The organism is Pseudomonas sp. CGJS7 (genome assembly GCF_036961695.1).
On the sequence record NZ_JBAMDI010000036.1, the window covers coordinates 1 to 15957 of the forward strand.

The 15957-nt window shown below is 62.7% G+C and carries 18 protein-coding genes; 8 read left to right on the forward strand and 10 right to left on the reverse strand.

Annotation, left to right across the window (positions count from 1 at the left end; all coding sequences use genetic code 11):
* Positions 1 to 378: toxin VasX (locus tag V7787_RS21465; RefSeq protein ID WP_336089526.1), on the reverse strand; the 378-nt coding region annotated here is incomplete at its 3' end.
* Between the two features lie 332 nt (positions 379 to 710).
* Entirely contained in the window at positions 711 to 995 is a 285-nt protein-coding gene (locus V7787_RS21470) for a hypothetical protein (protein ID WP_020192132.1), read from the reverse strand.
* Between the two features lie 164 nt (positions 996 to 1159).
* On the opposite strand from V7787_RS21470, the gene V7787_RS21475 reads away from it, so the two are divergent.
* Positions 1160 to 1588, forward strand: coding sequence for a DUF2231 domain-containing protein (locus V7787_RS21475; RefSeq protein WP_020192131.1), 429 nt, complete (start codon positions 1160 to 1162; stop codon positions 1586 to 1588).
* A complete protein-coding gene (locus tag V7787_RS21480; protein ID WP_064492679.1) occupies positions 1585 to 2877 on the forward strand; it encodes a PQQ-dependent sugar dehydrogenase in 1293 nt (430 codons plus the stop codon). Before V7787_RS21475 ends, V7787_RS21480 begins: the two co-directional genes overlap by 4 nt.
* 84 nt (positions 2878 to 2961) lie before the next feature.
* On the opposite strand, the gene V7787_RS21485 is transcribed toward V7787_RS21480, so the two are convergent.
* A complete protein-coding gene (locus V7787_RS21485; RefSeq protein ID WP_014861625.1) occupies positions 2962 to 5094 on the reverse strand; it encodes a TonB-dependent receptor in 2133 nt (710 codons plus the stop codon).
* A 216-nt stretch (positions 5095 to 5310) separates the two neighbouring features.
* Between V7787_RS21485 and V7787_RS21490 the strand changes: the two genes are divergently transcribed.
* On the forward strand, positions 5311 to 5892 hold the full coding sequence (locus V7787_RS21490) for a hypothetical protein (protein ID WP_064492677.1): 582 nt from the start codon (positions 5311 to 5313) through the stop codon (positions 5890 to 5892).
* A 100-nt stretch (positions 5893 to 5992) separates the two neighbouring features.
* Here V7787_RS21490 and V7787_RS21495 read toward each other — a convergent pair whose 3' ends face one another.
* The 3 genes from V7787_RS21495 to V7787_RS21505 are packed head-to-tail and all read right to left on the reverse strand — an operon-like array spanning position 5993 to position 7188.
* Positions 5993 to 6229: a hypothetical protein gene (locus V7787_RS21495; RefSeq protein WP_198747658.1), complete on the reverse strand. Its 237-nt coding sequence runs from the start codon at positions 6227 to 6229 to the stop codon at positions 5993 to 5995.
* Positions 6230 to 6235: 6 nt separating this feature from the next.
* The gene (locus tag V7787_RS21500; protein ID WP_196766218.1) at positions 6236 to 6403 is read right to left on the reverse strand and encodes a hypothetical protein; all 168 of its coding nucleotides are present in this window, start codon (positions 6401 to 6403) and stop codon (positions 6236 to 6238) included.
* A 20-nt stretch (positions 6404 to 6423) separates the two neighbouring features.
* Positions 6424 to 7188 carry a hypothetical protein gene (locus V7787_RS21505; RefSeq protein WP_198747659.1) on the reverse strand — a complete coding sequence of 255 codons (765 nt, stop codon included), beginning with the start codon at positions 7186 to 7188 and terminating at the stop codon, positions 6424 to 6426.
* Between the two features lie 176 nt (positions 7189 to 7364).
* Between V7787_RS21505 and V7787_RS21510 the strand changes: the two genes are divergently transcribed.
* Positions 7365 to 7883 carry a DMT family transporter gene (locus tag V7787_RS21510; protein ID WP_198747660.1) on the forward strand — a complete coding sequence of 173 codons (519 nt, stop codon included), beginning with the start codon at positions 7365 to 7367 and terminating at the stop codon, positions 7881 to 7883.
* Here V7787_RS21510 and V7787_RS21515 read toward each other — a convergent pair whose 3' ends face one another.
* Complete coding sequence (locus V7787_RS21515) at positions 7884 to 8792, reverse strand: LysR family transcriptional regulator (RefSeq protein ID WP_104887774.1); 909 nt, start codon at positions 8790 to 8792, stop codon at positions 7884 to 7886. It lies immediately after the preceding gene.
* A 130-nt stretch (positions 8793 to 8922) separates the two neighbouring features.
* On the opposite strand from V7787_RS21515, the gene V7787_RS21520 reads away from it, so the two are divergent.
* From V7787_RS21520 to V7787_RS21530, 3 genes are all read left to right on the forward strand, one after another.
* A complete protein-coding gene (locus V7787_RS21520) occupies positions 8923 to 10137 on the forward strand; it encodes a YeeE/YedE thiosulfate transporter family protein (RefSeq protein WP_198747661.1) in 1215 nt (404 codons plus the stop codon).
* Positions 10138 to 10250: 113 nt separating this feature from the next.
* Complete coding sequence (locus V7787_RS21525; RefSeq protein WP_064492672.1) at positions 10251 to 11225, forward strand: quinone oxidoreductase family protein; 975 nt, start codon at positions 10251 to 10253, stop codon at positions 11223 to 11225.
* Positions 11226 to 11264: 39 nt separating this feature from the next.
* A complete protein-coding gene (locus V7787_RS21530) occupies positions 11265 to 12185 on the forward strand; it encodes a LysR family transcriptional regulator (protein WP_064492671.1) in 921 nt (306 codons plus the stop codon).
* A gap of 32 nt (positions 12186 to 12217) precedes the next feature.
* Here the strand turns inward: V7787_RS21530 and V7787_RS21535 are convergent, their stop codons facing one another.
* Both V7787_RS21535 and V7787_RS21540 read right to left on the reverse strand, forming a co-directional pair.
* A complete protein-coding gene (locus V7787_RS21535) occupies positions 12218 to 12547 on the reverse strand; it encodes a hypothetical protein (RefSeq protein ID WP_049588097.1) in 330 nt (109 codons plus the stop codon).
* Between the two features lie 74 nt (positions 12548 to 12621).
* A complete protein-coding gene (locus V7787_RS21540; protein ID WP_064492670.1) occupies positions 12622 to 13272 on the reverse strand; it encodes a DUF998 domain-containing protein in 651 nt (216 codons plus the stop codon).
* Between the two features lie 200 nt (positions 13273 to 13472).
* Here V7787_RS21540 and V7787_RS21545 point away from each other — a divergent pair, with 200 nt between their 5' ends.
* A complete protein-coding gene (locus tag V7787_RS21545; RefSeq protein WP_003247694.1) occupies positions 13473 to 14222 on the forward strand; it encodes a FadR/GntR family transcriptional regulator in 750 nt (249 codons plus the stop codon).
* A 133-nt stretch (positions 14223 to 14355) separates the two neighbouring features.
* On the opposite strand, the gene V7787_RS21550 is transcribed toward V7787_RS21545, so the two are convergent.
* Complete coding sequence (locus V7787_RS21550; RefSeq protein WP_336089528.1) at positions 14356 to 15936, reverse strand: aldehyde dehydrogenase (NADP(+)); 1581 nt, start codon at positions 15934 to 15936, stop codon at positions 14356 to 14358.
* Positions 15937 to 15957 lie beyond the last annotated feature (21 nt).

Sequence of the window (15957 nt, forward strand, 5' to 3'; positions counted from 1 at the left end):
GGTGTCCTGGCAGGTGTCGGCCCACACCCAGCCGGTGCTCTGGCCGGACAGGTAGCGCTCACGGCGGTGGTAGTCCTCCAGCCCTTGGTAGCGCAGCTCCTTGTAGAGGCCCGCGCCGACGTGCTCATGAATGACCAGCTTTTCGCCCTGAGGGCCTTTCATGAACACGTAGACATAGCCCGGGCGCAAAGCGCGGAGGGTGTAGGCCGAGTGCTGCAGCGGGGGGAAGCCTTGTTCCAGGTTGAAGCCTGCATCGGCATAGCGGCAGGCGGGGGCGTCGGCGGTGCGGGGCACGATGGCGTAGCGCACTGGCAGGATGGGCACGCGTGCGCTGCAGGCAGGGCCGGAGGTGGCGCTACTGACGGAGGCATTGGTCATGCGAGCTCCTTGCTCAAAGAGACAGTCTTTTCCAACCAGAGACGCACTGCGGCAACTTTCAGTACTGACAAGACTGAAATGCCGTTATTCATACTGTGCTGGATTTCAGGCCCGACTCTATGCTGTAAGAAGTTTCCTACTTACTTGCTGAGATGACCGGGCGATCAAGTATCTGGAATTCAAGTTAAAGACAATGCCTCGATCGCTGCTTTTCGGTCGAGGATGAAAGTGTAATACTTTATTTGAATGTATATGTATTGTGTTTGCGCAATATCGTGTGAAAAGTTGCGGTGTTTTTGTAGGAAGTTTCGTACTTTAAGATTGTTATATGTTCAGTTTTTGCACTTGGCCATCACTACCTGGCAAGTTCTGGGCGTGCCTCCCGAGCGGCTGGCATAACGCACGCAGTTATTCAGGGATTTCTGTCGCGCAATGCTCAAGGTATTGCCCCAGGCCAGGCCGCCTTCACCGGTAGTGGGGACGGCCTTGGCAAAGCAGTTGGAGCCCACTGCAGGCGTGGCGTAGCGTGCCTTGCTGGCGTTGCTGGAGCAGCCAGCGAGAGCCAGGCTGAGGCCGAGCAGGGTGGCCAGTGCCCAGGACGCATGTGGTCTGCTCATGTTTTCCCCTTCTGCGCTTGGCAGCAAATGCCTTGCAGGATATTTCATTACAGCGAAGCGGTGAACTATCTCGGCGTCAAGAGGCTCCTTTGCTAAGCGCACCCTGCGCTTATCTGATGGCGCAAGACCATCAGCCCTGGGTCACTGAATGAAAAGGAGGCACCGTGACCGCACCTGATCAAACCCTTTACCGCTGTACGCCCAGCCCGCTGCATGCCCTGCTGCTGGCGGGCAGTGTGCCGTTGTTCCTTGGCGCGCTGCTGAGCGATATCGCCTACTACAACAGCTATCAGATTCAGTGGAGCAACTTCGCCGCCTGGCTGATCGCCGGGGCCCTGGTCTTCTGTGGGCTGGCACTGTTGTTCGCGCTGGCCAACCTGATCCGCGCAGAGCGCAAGGGTGGGCGCGCTACGCTGTACTTCGTGCTGCTGCTGGTGACTTGGGTGCTTGGGCTGATCAATGCCTTTGAGCATGCCAAGGACGCCTGGGCGGTGATGCCTTCTGGGCTGGTGTTGTCGGTAATCGTGACAGTGCTCGCGGTGGTGGCCGCCTGGACCGGTTTGAGCAACCTGCGTTCAGGAGGTGTGGCATGAAGCCTTTGCATGCATTTAGCCTGTTGGGCGTGGCGCTATTGCTGAGTGCCTGTGGTGGCGACGGCGAGCCGACCCAGGCCCATGGCCCGGACCCGAAGCTGCCGGAGCCTCAGCGCGGTTTGCTGCCGAGCATGAAGATTGCGCAACCGGCTGCCTGGGGCGAACTGAAACCGACCGTGCCGGAGGGCTTCAGTGTCACCGCCATTGCCACCGGCCTGAAAATCCCGCGCCAGAGCCTGGTGCTGCCCAATGGCGACATTCTGGTGGCTGAGGGCAGGGGGGGCAGCGCGGCCAAGCTCAAGCCCAAGGATGTAATCGCCAGCCAGATCAAGGCCAAGGGCAATACCCAGGTCAAGGGTGGCAACCGCCTGACCTTGCTGCGCGATGCTGACGGCGATGGCAACTACGAGGTACAGGCCGTGTTTGCGGATAACCTCAACGCACCGTACGGCCTAGCCTATGCCAACGGCAAGCTGTATGTAGCCAACCAGGATGCGCTGGTGCGCTTTGACTACAAGGAAGGCCAGACCCAGGCCGACGGCCCGCCAACCAAGGTCACCGACCTGCCGGCCGAAATCAACCACCATTGGACCAAGGCACTGACCATCAGCCCGGATGGCCGCTTCTTGTATGTGGGTATCGGCTCGAACAGCAACATCACCGAGCGCGGCCTGGAGGTGGAGATCGATCGGGCCATGGTCTGGCAGGTCGATGCCGAGACCGGCGCTCACCGGCCCTATGCCACCGGCTTGCGTAACCCGACGGCATTGACCATTCAGCCGCAGACCGGGCAGTTGTGGACGGTGGTCAATGAGCGGGATGAGTTGGGACCTGACCTGGTGCCCGACTACCTGACCTCGGTGCGTGAGGGTGGCTTCTATGGTTGGCCTTACAGCTACTGGGGGCAGCATGTGGATGAGCGGGTGCGGCCACAGAACCCGGATAAGGTGGCGGCGGCGATCAAGCCGGATTACAGCCTGGGTTCGCATGTGGCTGCACTGGGTGTGGACTTCTCGACCCCGGCAATGGGCGAGCGCTTTGCCGACGGTGTATTCGTGGGTGAGCACGGCAGCTGGAACCGGCCTAACCCGGTGGGGTACAAGGTGATCTTCGTGCCGTTCAGCAATGGCAAGCCTGCAGGGGAGCCGATCGACTTCGCCACGGGCTTTCGCGGTGAGGATGGCAAGACCCGGGGGCGACCGGTTGGGGTGACGGTGGACCCGCGGGGAGCGTTGATCATTGCCGATGACCTGGCGAATACGGTGTGGCGGGTGACGCGTAATCGCTGAATGCTATCTGATCAAATCGTCAAAGCTTGCTGGCGATGGGCCGCAGAGCGGCCCAATTGCTGAATGACAGGCATTGCGCGTGGGTCAGAAGCGGTAGTTGAAGCTGGCTTCCAGCGTGCGCGGTGCCCCTGGGGTGATCAGGTCGACCGAGCCATGTGCCGAGGCATAGTAGTCACGGTCGAACACGTTCTTCAGGCGCAGCGCGGCATCCCACTGCGGCACGCTGTACAGCAGCGCGGCGTCGAAGGTGGTATAGCCTGGCATCACCACCACATTGTCGAGTGCTGTGTAGCGTTCGTCGACGTAGTTGGCTCCGGCGGCCACGCGCCACTCTGGTGTCAGGGTACGTACCAGCCAGACGTTGGCGCTGTTGCGCGGCGTCAGGGTAGGTGTCTGGCCTTCGTTCGCCACGCCATTGGTCTTGCTGTTGGACTTGGTGATTTCGGCGTCCAGGTAAGCGTAACCGGCATAGATCTGCCACTTGTCGGTGAGATGCCCGCTGACGGTGGCTTCAAAGCCATCGGTACGCTGTTCGCCAGCCAATACGGTCAGGTTGGGGTTGGCCGGGTCGGCAGTCTTCATGTTGGTGCGCTCAAGGCGGAACACTGCGGCGGTCAGTGACAGGCGGCTGTCGAGCAGGTCCCATTTGGCGCCGATTTCATAATTGGTGGTTTCTTCCGGCTCCAGGTGCTGGTTGCTCGGGCTCACCGCGAATACTTCGCCAGAAGGCTGATAGCTGCGGCTGACCGACACATAGTAGGACTGGATGGCGTCTGGCTGGTAGACCAGACCCGCACGCGGGCTCCAGGTCTTGTCGGTACGATCGAGGTCGATGTTCTGCACTCGGTCGTCGTCGTACTCCTGGCCAAAGATGTCATAACGCACACCGACCAACGCCTTCCAGTGCGCGTTCAGCTCGATCATGTCCTGCACGTACAGACCGGTGGTCTGCTGGAAGTTGGTGCCCTTGGAAGACAGGTTTGCGGCATGTTCCGGTACCGGCACCAAGGCATCGCGGTAAACCGGTACCTGGGCCACGTTGGTCTGGCTCAGCACGCGCTGGTATTTGTCCTGAAAGCCTGCTTCCACGCCATACAACAGGTTGTGCTGCATGCCCGCCAGTTGCGCCTGTTGCTTGAGCTCCGTCTGGTTGAACACACCGTACTCATCGCGGGCGACGTTGCCGCGGTTGAGCTTGATCAGCAGTTCACCATCGGGCGCGGTGACGAAGCGCGTCGGGCTGCTGTCGGCCAAGGTGTTGTTGCGGTCCAGGTCGTAGCGGTAGTAACGGCTGGTGTTGGTCAGGGTGAAGTTGTCGTTGATGCGGTAGTCCAGGCTGGCTGTAAGCGAGAACACCTCGCTGCGGGCGTAATCCTGGTCAGCATCGCCAGAGCCGAAGCGCTTGTCGCGGTCCACGTCCACCGGGCGGTTGCCCAGGGCCGGTATGCCGAAGTCGATCAGGCGCTTGTCGTACAGGTAGGTGGCGCCCAGGTTCAGTTCCAGGTCGTCCGAGAGACGGAAGTAGGCCGACGGCGCGATGGCCTTGCGGTCGATGTAGCCATCATCGCGGAAGGTGTCGCTGTCTTCGAAGGCACCCGTTACGCGGTAGGCCTGATTGCTTTGCGGGTCGGCCCAGCCGGTGTCGAATTGGGTTCGGCGTTTGCCTTCGCTGTCGACGTTCATGCCGACTTCGCGCTTGGGCGTGAAGCTTGGTTTCTTGCTGATGCTGTTGATCAGCCCGCCCGAGGAGCCACGGCCATACAGCACCGCGGCCGGGCCCTTGATCACCTCGACACGCTCGATGTTGGACAGATCGCGAAAGTACAGGGCGTCGTCACGCACGCCATCTATGTACATGTCGCCAATGGCGCTGAAGCCACGGATGGTTACCTGATCGCGTTGGCCGTCGCCGTTGGACAGGCCGATGCCGGGCACGTTCTTCAGCACGTCTTCCATGGACTGTGCGCCTTGGTCCTTGATCACGCTTTCGGGAACGACGTTGACAGTTTGCGGGATATCGCGCAGCGGCGCGTCGATCTTCATGGCGCTGCGGCTTTCACTGGCCTTGTAGCTTTGCTGCTCATAGACGCTGGTGACGGCGGTGGCAGGCAGGGCGAGGCTACTTTGCGTATCGGTTTGGGCGGCAGCGTGTACAGCAGGCACAACGAGCAGGCCCAGCATGGAAATGGATGCTGGGGCAACAGACCTTTTTGCCATTACAGGCGACTCTTTGTTGTTATCGGGAGTCACGAATAGTAATGATTTGCAAATGTAAAGCAAGTGTAAAGAATTCGTATTAGCTATAACAATGGTCTCGGCGCTGAAATGCGTCGCGCGCCGGAAGGGCCGGCAAGGCGGCAGGTAATGGCTATGCTTGTTAGCGCGTGAGCCTTTCACGCGCCCATTCGGACTTGATCACATGGAAGCACGCCTATGAACCCCATTCGTACTCTCGCTCGTGCTGTAGCCCTTGCCACGCTGGCCTCTTCTGCAAGCTTCACGGTACAGGCTGCCGGCATCCCCATCGGGAGCGAGGCGCTGGAAAGCCATGTCACCACTCAGGTAACGGCTATCGACCTGGCCACCCGCCAGGTCACGGTGAAAGGCCCTGACGAGAAGAAGGATGTGACGTTCCAGCTGACCGAAAGGGCCAAGGCGCTGCCCAACCTGAAAGTCGGTGACCAAGTCGACATCTACGTGACACGCGCCGTGGCCTATGTGCTCAATCCGGAAGTGGGTGGGGCGCCGAAAGCGACTGAAGAGTCCGGTACCATCCGTGCAACCGAGCAAAACCCCAACCCGGGCGGCGAGGCGTTCCGCCAGGTCAAGGTTACCTCTCAGATCAAGAAGATCGACCTCAAGACGCATGAGGTGAGCTTGTTGCCACCGGAGGGCAAGCTGCAGGTGGTCAAGGTCGAGAATCCAGACCTGCAGAAACGCATGAAGAACCTCAAGGTTGGCCAGACGGTTGACGCGATCTACACCGAAGTGCTGCGCGTCGAAACCTCGCGCTGACCTTGGCCGTTGCCGACCTCGGTTACTCGCCTACAATCGGCCGTTTGCGGTCCGGGCAGCCCGGTGCCGGGGAGTGGGTCTTAGCCGCTGGCGGCTTCGATCAAGGCCTGGGTTCGGCACGTTCGGAGTAGTCGACATTGACGAAGGCTTGGCGAATGCGGCCATCCTGGCCGATGACGAAAGCGCTGGCTATCGGCAGGCTGAGGTCGTCGCATTCGTTCAGTGCCTTGAGGTCGGCGCCGAGTGCCCGGTACACCAGCGCTGGCTCCAGCTCAAAGACGATGCCGTAATGGCCTGGGGCCGCTTGGCAGTTGGTAGCGCACGTCCAGGGATTCACGGGTTTTCAGAGTGGCAGCACGGCCAGCGGGGCGTTGTCGCCGGCTTTGAGCGCGTGGTCCTCAGGATGCCTGGCGATAAGGGCTTGCAGCGAGGCGCCAAATTTTTCCAGCACCTCGGTGGGCAGTTGGGCCATCTGCTGTTTGACGGCGTCGAGTTTTGCCTTGAGTGACATGCGTGTTTCCTTGTGGTGGTTCACTGGGGCAGGCTTCGGGTGGCCCGGCTCTGGATGCGCTGTGAGGCCTTGCAGGCCGGGGGATGGCGCTTGAACAGCTGAAGTACCCAGTCGGGGCGGGTCTTGCTGGCATCGTTGAGCCAATTGGCGACCGAGTCCTGGGCGTATTTCTCGGCTTCGGCCAGCAGCGGTACCAGCAACGGCTCGGCCACTTCTGGTCGTTGCTTGAGCGTGGCAATGTGCTCGCACCAAACGCCACGCGGGCGCAGGATCTCGATGCAGAACCGACGTACCAGCGGGTCGGCATCACCGGTATGTCGGCCGAGTAGCGCCAGGGCGGTTTCAAGGTGCTGGGCCAGGCGCGGGCGCAGGGCGATCCAGGCCCATTCACGTACGCCGAAGTGCTCATCGCGGGCGAAGCGAAACTGCGCCAGCAGGGCATCTTCCGCAGGCTGCGAGCGTGACAGGTACGCCTGGGCGAACGCCGCCCAGCTGCGCACGGTATCGGACGGGTGCGTGCAGCATTGCTCGAACACTTGCTGGCGCAACGACTCGGCGGCTTGCTCCAGCCACTTGCCCAGTGCCAGGCCAATGGCCGCCACTTTTTTTGACAGGCCCAGTGCCTGGGTCTGGTCCGCACTGGCAGCGAGGTGCTCTACCAATGCTGCTGGCAGTTGGCCTGTCAAGGCGTTGACCAAGGCGGCTTGATCCACCGCCAGGCATTCGGCCAGGTTGCGGGTTGGCAGGTGGCCACGGTCGATCAGGGACTTTCGTTCGTCGCTCATGGCTAAGGCTCCATGGCAGTGGCACGGTGCAGTCGATTGCCGGCCATGCGCACGCCGGCCGGAAGGAATGTTTCAGTATGCAGGGTACGAATAGTTCAAGTGCAGGATTTTGATTTCTATCAGTGCTGGGGCATGCAGCATCATGGTGGCCATCGATACCTTGGATGAGGACTGCCATGTTCAGTAAATCAATGCTTCTGCTGGCGCTTCCTGTGGCCATGGCGTTGCTTGCCGGTGCGGTGTTGCCGTTTCAGGCCGCAGGTAATGCTGCGGCAGGTCGGGCACTTGGGCACTGGCTGTGGGGGGCTTTCACATCGTTGACGGTGAGCATGCTGGTGGTGATCGCTGCCCTGCTGATTATCCGGGTACCGGCGCCAGACATGGGCAAGGCCCTGCAGGGGCCCTGGTGGTTATGGATTGGTGGCGTGCTGGGGGCAATGTATGTAGCCGGCGCCGCAGCACTCACCCCTAAACTTGGCGCAGCAGGGTTCCTGGTACTGGTGGTGGCGGGGCAGATCATCACGGCAGTGCTTGCCGACCACTACGGGGTGATGGGGCTGGGTGGCAAGCCGCTCAGTCTGGCCAGGGTGGCTGGCGTGGTGCTGATCCTGTGCGGTGTGCTGCTGGTACAGGGCACTTGGGCAGCGGCGTCACCGGTCCACCCCACGGCAGCTGTGAAGGCGCAAGAAAACTGATCAGCGCCCTGGTTGGCTGCAGGCCCATACGGTTTCGCGCAACCAGCGGTGCCCGGGGTCACTGTCCTTGCGGTTGTGCCAGGCTTGCTGATAGTCGAACGAGGGGATGGCCAGTGGCGGTGTGAACTGGCGCAGTGTCTTGTGTTGGCGCAACGACCCCACAGCGCGGCTGGCCACTGTCAGGATCAGGTCGGTGCCGGCCAGCACTTCGACTGCCGCACTCCAGTGTGGCAAGGCCAGGGCAATACGGCGTTGCAGGCCCCGGGCAGCCAGTGCGCGCTCGATTTCATCGAAAGCATCCGGACGCATGGCCATCAATACATGTGGGCGTGCCAGCCAGTCTTCCAGCGTCATGCCGCCGCTGGCAGGCAGCACCTGGCGATCGGCAACGCTGATGAAGTGATCGGCAAACAGGGGCTGGGCGGTGATGTCCTGAGGCAGTTCGGGGAACAGGCCCAGGGCCAGATCCAGCTCGCCATCGAGCAACTGCGCCAACATGGTTTCACGGCTGGCCTGGCTGATAGCCAGGTCCACCCCGGGCGCGACTTGGCGCAGGTGGCGCAGCAGGTGCGGCAGGATGATGCGCGAAGCGTAGTCGGACAACGACAGCCGGAACCGGCGCTGGGCCCTGGCTGGTTCGAACAGTGGGGTGGCCAGCAGGCTGTCGAGATTGCTCAGTGCATCCTGTAGCGGTTGTGCCAGCGATTGGGCGCGGGCGGTGAGGGCCATGCTGCCGCCTTGGCGTACCAGCAAGGGGTCGTCGAAGTGTTTGCGCAATTGCGCCAAGGCGTGGCTGACCGCCGGTTGACTGCGGTGCAGGCGCAAGGCTGCACGGGTCACGTGCCTTTCGCTGAGCAGGGCGTGCAGGGCGAGCAACAGGTTGAGGTCGATCTTGCGCAGTTCATCCATCGGGTGAATGGCCTTGGTCAATTCTGACGACTTGAATCAGCTTAACAAATGCTTTGTGTGTTCCTACAACGATTGTGTCGGCTGTTGGGCGTATACTCCCTGTCCGGTTTACTATTGTCCGAGTATTTTGATGGGCCTTTCCGCAACTGCCACGCCTGAACCACGTCGCCTCGGCGCGCCATTGATCGCCTTGACCTTGATGCTGGCCAGTGCCTGGTTCCTCAACCTCAATGCCGGCTTCAAGCAGGTGGTGTTGCTGCTGGTCGGCACCGCCCTTGGCCTGACGCTGTACCACGCCGCCTTCGGTTTCACCTCAGCCTGGCGGGTGTTTATCAACGAGCGCCGTGGCGCGGGCCTGCGTGCGCAGATGGTCATGCTGACCCTGGCGGTGCTGCTGTTCTTCCCGGCGTTGTCAGCTGGCAGCCTGTTCGGTAACCCGGTCACTGGCCTGGTTGCCCCTGCGGGTGTTTCAGTGGTGTTCGGTGCATTCATTTTCGGCATCGGCATGCAGTTGGGTGGCGGCTGCGCATCGGGCACGCTGTTTACCGTGGGGGGAGGTAATGCGCGCATGCTGGTGACTCTGCTGTTCTTCATCATCGGCTCGGTCAGCGCCACCCACCATGCCGATTGGTGGTTTGCCTTGCCGTCGCTTCCGGCCACCTCGATCGTGCAGGCCTGGGGGATAGGGCCTGCGCTGCTGGCAAGCCTGGCGGTGTTCGGGCTGATCGCCTGGGCCACCGTGGTGCTTGAGAAGCGCCGGCATGGCGCGCTTGAAGCACTGCCTGCCAGCGAGCACCAAGGCCTTCGCCGCTTCCTGCGTGGCCCCTGGCCCTTGCTGTGGGGCGCCATCGCCCTGGCCTTGCTGAACTACGCGACCTTGGCGCTGGCGGGGCGGCCTTGGGGCATTACCTCGGCTTTCGCCTTGTGGGGGGCCAAGGTCCTCAGCGGGCTGGGCGTGGATGTCGGTAGCTGGGTGTTCTGGCAGGCACCGGCCAATGCCAAGGCTTTGGCTGCGCCGCTGTGGCAGGACATCACCACGGTAATGGACCTGGGCATCGTAATGGGTGCGTTGCTGGCGGCGGGCCTGGCCGGGCGCTTTGCACCAAGCCTGAAGATTCCGCTGCCGTCGCTGGTGGCCGCAGTGATTGGCGGCCTTCTGCTGGGCTATGGTTCGCGCCTGGCTTACGGCTGCAACATTGGTGCTTACTTCAGTGGTATCGCCTCGGGTAGCTTACACGGCTGGTTGTGGCTGGTGGCGGCCTATACCGGCAACCTGATAGGCGTGCGCCTGCGCCCCTTGTTCTTCGTCGGTGAACGGCGCCCTACGATGCTTACTGGCTGCTGATGCACTGACTGAATTGCTGCAAGGGGTGCAGAAATCATCTGCATCCCGCCTGATTGTTCAACTTTTGCTTCCTGTTTAGCCTGACTCGAGCACTCATTCAGCAGGATTCGATCATGGCTACCCGCATCATTCTCAATAGCACCGGCGCTGCCGACCTGATGCAGCTTGAACACGTAGCAGCACAATCTCCAGGGCCTGGCCAGGTCTGGCTGGAGCAGACGGCCATGGGCGTGAACCCGCTGGATGTGTTGCAGCGCAAGGGGGGAGCAGCGCTGGCATTGCCTTCAGGCCTGGGGCTGGAAGGCGCTGGCAGGGTCTCGGCCATTGGCGATGGGGTGCACAACGTGCAGGTGGGCGACCGGGTCGCTTACGCGATGGGGCCGGTCGGTGCCTATGCCAGTGGCCGGCTGTTCCCGGCCGAGCGGCTGGTCCCGCTGCCGCCGCAGTTGGAGGACGAGGCCGCCGCAGCGGTGCTGTTCAAGGGAATCACGGCGCAATATCTGTTGAAAACCACCTATGCCGTAGGGCCGGGCACCCAGGTGTTGTTGTACGGTGCGGCCGGTGCTTTGGGCCAGCTGATGGTGCCTTGGGCACGGCACCTGGGGGCGACGGTGATAGGGGTGGTATCGCGCCTGCAAAGTGTGGAGCGGGCACGGGCGGCGGGTTGCCAGCATGTGCTGGTGTTCGACGCGGAAACCTTGGCCAGCCAGGTGCGTGAGCTGACCCAAGGCCAAGGTGTGGACGTAGTGTACGATTGCGTGGGCAAGGTGTCGCTTGAGGCCTCGTTGGGCAGCCTGAGGGTGCGCGGCTTGTTGGTATCGTTCGGCGGCACCTCCGGTGCACCGCCTGCCATCGAGGTGGCCACGCTCAATGCCAATGGCTCGCTGTACCTGACCCGGCCATCGCTCGCAGCACACACCCGCACGGTCGAGGAGTACCAGCAGCGCGCGGCCGATGTGCTGGCAGCGGTTGCCGAAGGTATCGTCCAGCCTAGGGTCTGGCGATGCTTCCCGCTGGCTGAAGCAGCCAAGGCCCATGAGTACCTGGAGCAAGGGCGGTCGGAGGGCGCGCTGGTGCTGACTGCCTGATCCGCCCCCTGATTTCACTGCCCTGAGCCGAGCCTTGCCATGGATACCTTCGACAGTCGCCGCGCTGATGAACTTGCCACCCTGCTGGCCTTGTATGAGCAGGGCTCGTTTGCTGCCGCCGGGCGGCAACTGGAGCGCCACCCTACGGTGCTGTCGAAACGCCTGAGTGCTTTAGAGACGCGGCTGGGCATTCGCCTGGTGGAGCGCAGTACGCGGCAACTGCGCTTTACCGATGAGGGCGAGCGGCTGGTAGCCAAGGTTCTCGAGGCTAGCCGGCTGATTGCCGAAGCGGAGGAAGAGGCAGCCGAAGGTGCGGCAACGGTCCGTGGGCGTCTGCGTCTGGCGTTGCCGGCGGCCATGGGCCGACGCTGGTTGAGCGGCATGCTGGCCGACTTTGTACTGGCCTACCCGCAGGTAATCGTGGAGACCGAGTATGCCGATCGTTTCGTCGACCTGATCGGCGAGGGTTTCGACGCCGCGATCCGGATTGGTGAGCTGGCGGACAATCGTCTGGTGGCAAGTAAACTGTGCGATCACGTGCGGATCCTGTGCGCTTCTCCTCAATACCTTGCTCGGCATGGGGAACCCGCGCAGCCGGAAGATTTGGCGGTGCATAACTGTTTGGGTTTCAATGGCTTACGATCGTTTCCTGAATGGCGCCTGATGAGCGATACGCGACAGACAGGTGTCAAAGTTGCCGGCAGCCTTCGCAGTAATGACAACGAAGCGCTGCTGGAGGCGGCCCGGCGCGGCGTGGGGATTCTGGCCGGAGGTGACTGGCTCATGGGCGAGGACCTGGCCAGCGGATGCCTGGTAAGGGTGCTTGCGCAATGGCAGCTGGACAAGGCGGCGGGCATTTACCTGGTACGGCCGACCGCGCGCCTGAACACGGCAGCGATGGGCGTCTTCAAGGCCTGGCTAGAAGATCGCTTCAAGGCAGGCCCTCCTTGGAGACGCTGATGCGGCCTTTGCAGGCGTAAGTAAATAGAGAGTTATCGTCTTGCAACGGCATGCTGAACGCACTGCTCGAAGTACGTCTGCTTGATCGCTGCTGGCTTGAGCCGCGAGCGGCTGTTGTACGTCTGCTCGGTAATGCCGAAGGCAGTCATGCGCATCCAGGGTTTGGGGAATTTGCGTACCTGCAGCTTCTTGCGCGTGGCATACAAGGTCACCCCGGAAAGCTTGGCCTGTTGGGCCTCGGCGGCTATCTGCGCGCCCCAGCCGCAGGTGTGGCGATCGTTCTGGCTCAGTGCCCTGGCCTGGGCGCCGAAAGCGAGGGTGGCCAGCAGGCAGCCGGCCATCGTTGCTAGAAGTACTCGCATGTTGCTGTCCTAAGCATCTGAAAGAGAACGGAGTTTGCCTTCGCTTTCCGCAGCCGTGGGCCAGCAATTTGCCGTCAGGTCACAGCTATGCGCAGGGGACTGGCCTTCGGCTTCTGCAGGCTTGTCCAGGCCAGGCTGGCAACCCAGAGCACCGAAACACCATAGTTAAGGCGTTGATACAGGCCGAACAGCTGGCCACTCTGAGCCGCCTGGCCCATCAACGCGACGGTGATGATCGCCAACACCACGCAAGCCAGGGAAAACAGCGCCAGGGCGGGGGAGCCGGCAAGGCGGTTGCCTAGCCATGCCCATAGGGCGCTGGCCAAGGTCAGCGAGAGGAACATCAGCAGACCAAACAGGTTATGCAGTTGCTGCGAGGTAGATGGCTGTACCGGTGCACACCCCTGGTCGCAGGGGAACCAGCCGGTGCCCAAACTGCCCATGCCATGCAGCAACACCAGGCCCGCACTCAGCAGCGCCAGCTTCGAGCTATGCCAGCGCCGCATCAGGCCCCAGGCAAACAGGGCAAACAGCAGGGCTAGAGGGTAGTTGTTGACCTGTGGTGACCAGCTGTGGGTTGGCGAGCCTGCCGCGCCAAGCTGGCTCATGGCCTGTTGCAGGTGATCATAGCCAGGGTAGGCCTGGGCGGTGAGCCATACCCCCGCCAGCAGCCAGAGGGGGATCAGCAGGCCACTGCCGAGCAAAAGGCGGTCGAGGGTTTTCATACTGCAGATTCCTTCCATGGAACAGTGAGCGTGGAGGCGTACAGTACAGGCTCGCGCAGGCCATGGGCCAGTGATTCTGCGCGTTTTTTCATGGGGCCAGGGACTGCAAAGATGGGCAATAAATACCGCACGGGGTGTATGTGATCGTACAACCGCTTGCGCTATGATGAGCGCTGTCTTCCAAGGTGAAATACAGGGCAATGACAGAGCAGCAGGTACAGGCAAGGACCCGGCGCAAGCCGCGCAGTCTGGCCCAGGAACTGGTCACGGTGCTGACCGAACGCATTCGCAGCGGCCAGCTCAAGCGCGGCGACAAGCTGCCGACCGAATCGCAGATCATGGCCGAAGAGGGCGTCAGTCGCACGGTGGTGCGTGAGGCGATCTCGCGGTTGCAGGCCGCCGGGCAGGTAGAGACTCGCCACGGCATTGGTACATTCGTGCTGGATGCACCGGCTACGGGCGGTTTCCGTATCGACCCGGCCACCGTGGTCACCCTGCGCGAAGTGCTGGCGGTGCTGGAGTTGCGCATTGCCCTGGAGATCGAGTCGGCCGGGCTGGCAGCCCAGCGGCGAAGCGACGAAGCTCTGGCCGGTATGCGGGCGGCGCTGGACGAACTCAACGAGGGGGCGGCCCACGCCACTGATGCGGTGTCGGCGGACTTCCAGTTCCACCTGCGTATTGCCCAGGCCAGCGGCAACCACTACTTCGCCGACATCATCAACCACCTGGGTACCAGCATCATCCCGCGCACCCGGCTGAATTCGGCGCGCCTGGCCCATGATGACCAGGCGCATTACATGAGCCGCCTGATGCATGAGCACGAGGCGATCTATGAGGCGATTGCCCGGCGTGACAGCGAAGGGGCGAAGATGGCCATGCGCATGCACCTGAGCAACAGCCGCGAGCGCTTGCGCCAGGCGCATGAGGCGGCTGAAGCGCAAGGAACCTGAAGCCTTTGCTGCCTGTACTGGCCTCTTCGCGGGCAAGATAGCCCTGTAGAAGCGGGCTTGCCCGCGAAGAGGCCAGTACAGTCAAAATGAAAAGCCCCGCCGTGCGCAGGGCTTTCCTGTTTCTGGCAACCAGTCAGATCGCCCCGTCACTCCACTGACCGTTCACCAACCGCCGCAGCCCCAGCGGGTTGCCGTCGCGCAGTGCCTCAGGCAGCAGCGTCTGCGGGTAGTTCTGGTAGCACACCGGGCGCAGGAAGCGGTCGATGGCCAAAGTGCCGACCGAGGTGCCACGCGCATCGGAGGTCGCCGGGTACGGGCCGCCGTGCACCATGGCATCACAGACTTCGACACCGGTCGGGTAGCCATTGACCAGGATTCGCCCGACTTTCTCCTCCAGCAGCGGCACCAGCCAGGCGAAGGCATCGAAGTCCTCCGCTTCGCCGATCAGCGTCGCGGTCAACTGGCCGCGCAGGCCGAGCAGCGCGTCGCGCAGTTGGTCGTTGTCCTGCACCTCTACGGCCACGGTGGTGGGCCCAAACACTTCTTCCTGCAACAGCGGGTCGGACTCGACCAGCAGGCGTGCATCGGCCTTGAACAGCTGAGCGCGCGCCTGGTTGCCTTCCTGCGCCTGGCCGGCCACATGCTCGATACCGGCATGGGCATGCAAGTGTTCAAGGCCGCCGACGTAGCTGTGCAAGCCGCCAGCATTGAGCATGGTTTGCCCGGCTTGCTGGTCCAGGTACTGGCCAAGGTCGGCGAGCAGTTGGCTGTACTGTGGCGACTGCAAGCCAATCACCAGCCCAGGGTTGGTGCAGAACTGCCCGGCGCCCATGCACACGGACCCCGCCAACTCGCGGGCAATGGCCTCGCCACGCTTGGCCAGGGCGCCTGGCAGGATGATGACCGGGTTGATGCTGGACATCTCGGCAAATACCGGGATTGGCTGCGGGCGCTCAGCGGCCATGCGGCAAAGGGCATCACCGCCTTTCAGCGAGCCGGTGAAGCCAACCGCCTGGATGGCCGGATGCTTGACCAGCCACTCGCCCACGCCGCCACCAAATACCATGTTGAACACGCCCTTGGGCATGCCGGTACGCTCAGCGGCGCGCACGATGGCGCAGCCGACCAGGTCGGCCGTGGCCATGTGGCCGCTATGCGCCTTGAATACCACCGGGCAGCCTGCGGCCAGGGCGGCGGCGGTATCACCCCCGGCGGTGGAGAAGGCCAGCGGGAAGTTGCTGGCCCCGAACACGGCGACCGGGCCTACGCCGATGCGCATCTGGCGCAGGTCTACGCGTGGCAGCGGCTGGCGCTCGGGCAGTGCCAGGTCGATGCGCGCGCCGAGGAAGTCGCCGCGGCGCAGCACCTGGGCGAACAGGCGCATCTGCCCGCTGGTGCGGCCGCGCTCGCCCTGGATACGGGCGGCGGGCAGGGCGGTTTCGCGGCAGACGATGGCGACGAAGGTGTCATCCAGTTCGTCGAGTTCAGCGGCGATGGCGTCGAGGAACTCGCCCCGACGCGCCGGGGCCAGTTGGCGGAACTCGGCGAAGGCTGCGGCAGCGGCCTTGGCGGCCTGGTCCACTTCGGCTTCGGTGGCCTGGGCAAAGCTGTAGGGCAGGGCTTCGCCAGTGCTGGCGTCCAGGCTCTGCAGGCGCTGAGGGCCAGCGGCACTGCGCTGACCGGCGATGAAGTTATGGCCGAGGATCTCAGGCATGGGGTGCTCCTGTGGGATTGA

Bases quoted from the DNA above. Each gene is read 5' to 3' on its own strand.
- V7787_RS21485 (WP_014861625.1), bottom strand. From the start codon at position 5,094: ATGGCAAAAAGGTCTGTTGCCCCAGCATCCATTTCCATGCTGGGCCTG.
- V7787_RS21500 (WP_196766218.1), bottom strand. From the start codon at position 6,403: ATGTCACTCAAGGCAAAACTCGACGCCGTCAAACAGCAGATGGCCCAA.
- V7787_RS21530 (WP_064492671.1), top strand. From the start codon at position 11,265: ATGGATACCTTCGACAGTCGCCGCGCTGATGAACTTGCCACCCTGCTG.
- V7787_RS21510 (WP_198747660.1), top strand. From the start codon at position 7,365: ATGTTCAGTAAATCAATGCTTCTGCTGGCGCTTCCTGTGGCCATGGCG.
- V7787_RS21545 (WP_003247694.1), top strand. From the start codon at position 13,473: ATGACAGAGCAGCAGGTACAGGCAAGGACCCGGCGCAAGCCGCGCAGT.
- V7787_RS21490 (WP_064492677.1), top strand. From the start codon at position 5,311: ATGAACCCCATTCGTACTCTCGCTCGTGCTGTAGCCCTTGCCACGCTG.
- V7787_RS21505 (WP_198747659.1), bottom strand. From the start codon at position 7,188: ATGAGCGACGAACGAAAGTCCCTGATCGACCGTGGCCACCTGCCAACC.
- V7787_RS21520 (WP_198747661.1), top strand. From the start codon at position 8,923: ATGGGCCTTTCCGCAACTGCCACGCCTGAACCACGTCGCCTCGGCGCG.
- V7787_RS21480 (WP_064492679.1), top strand. From the start codon at position 1,585: ATGAAGCCTTTGCATGCATTTAGCCTGTTGGGCGTGGCGCTATTGCTG.
- V7787_RS21540 (WP_064492670.1), bottom strand. From the start codon at position 13,272: ATGAAAACCCTCGACCGCCTTTTGCTCGGCAGTGGCCTGCTGATCCCC.
- V7787_RS21535 (WP_049588097.1), bottom strand. From the start codon at position 12,547: ATGCGAGTACTTCTAGCAACGATGGCCGGCTGCCTGCTGGCCACCCTC.
- V7787_RS21470 (WP_020192132.1), bottom strand. From the start codon at position 995: ATGAGCAGACCACATGCGTCCTGGGCACTGGCCACCCTGCTCGGCCTC.
- V7787_RS21515 (WP_104887774.1), bottom strand. From the start codon at position 8,792: ATGGATGAACTGCGCAAGATCGACCTCAACCTGTTGCTCGCCCTGCAC.
- V7787_RS21525 (WP_064492672.1), top strand. From the start codon at position 10,251: ATGGCTACCCGCATCATTCTCAATAGCACCGGCGCTGCCGACCTGATG.
- V7787_RS21550 (WP_336089528.1), bottom strand. From the start codon at position 15,936: ATGCCTGAGATCCTCGGCCATAACTTCATCGCCGGTCAGCGCAGTGCC.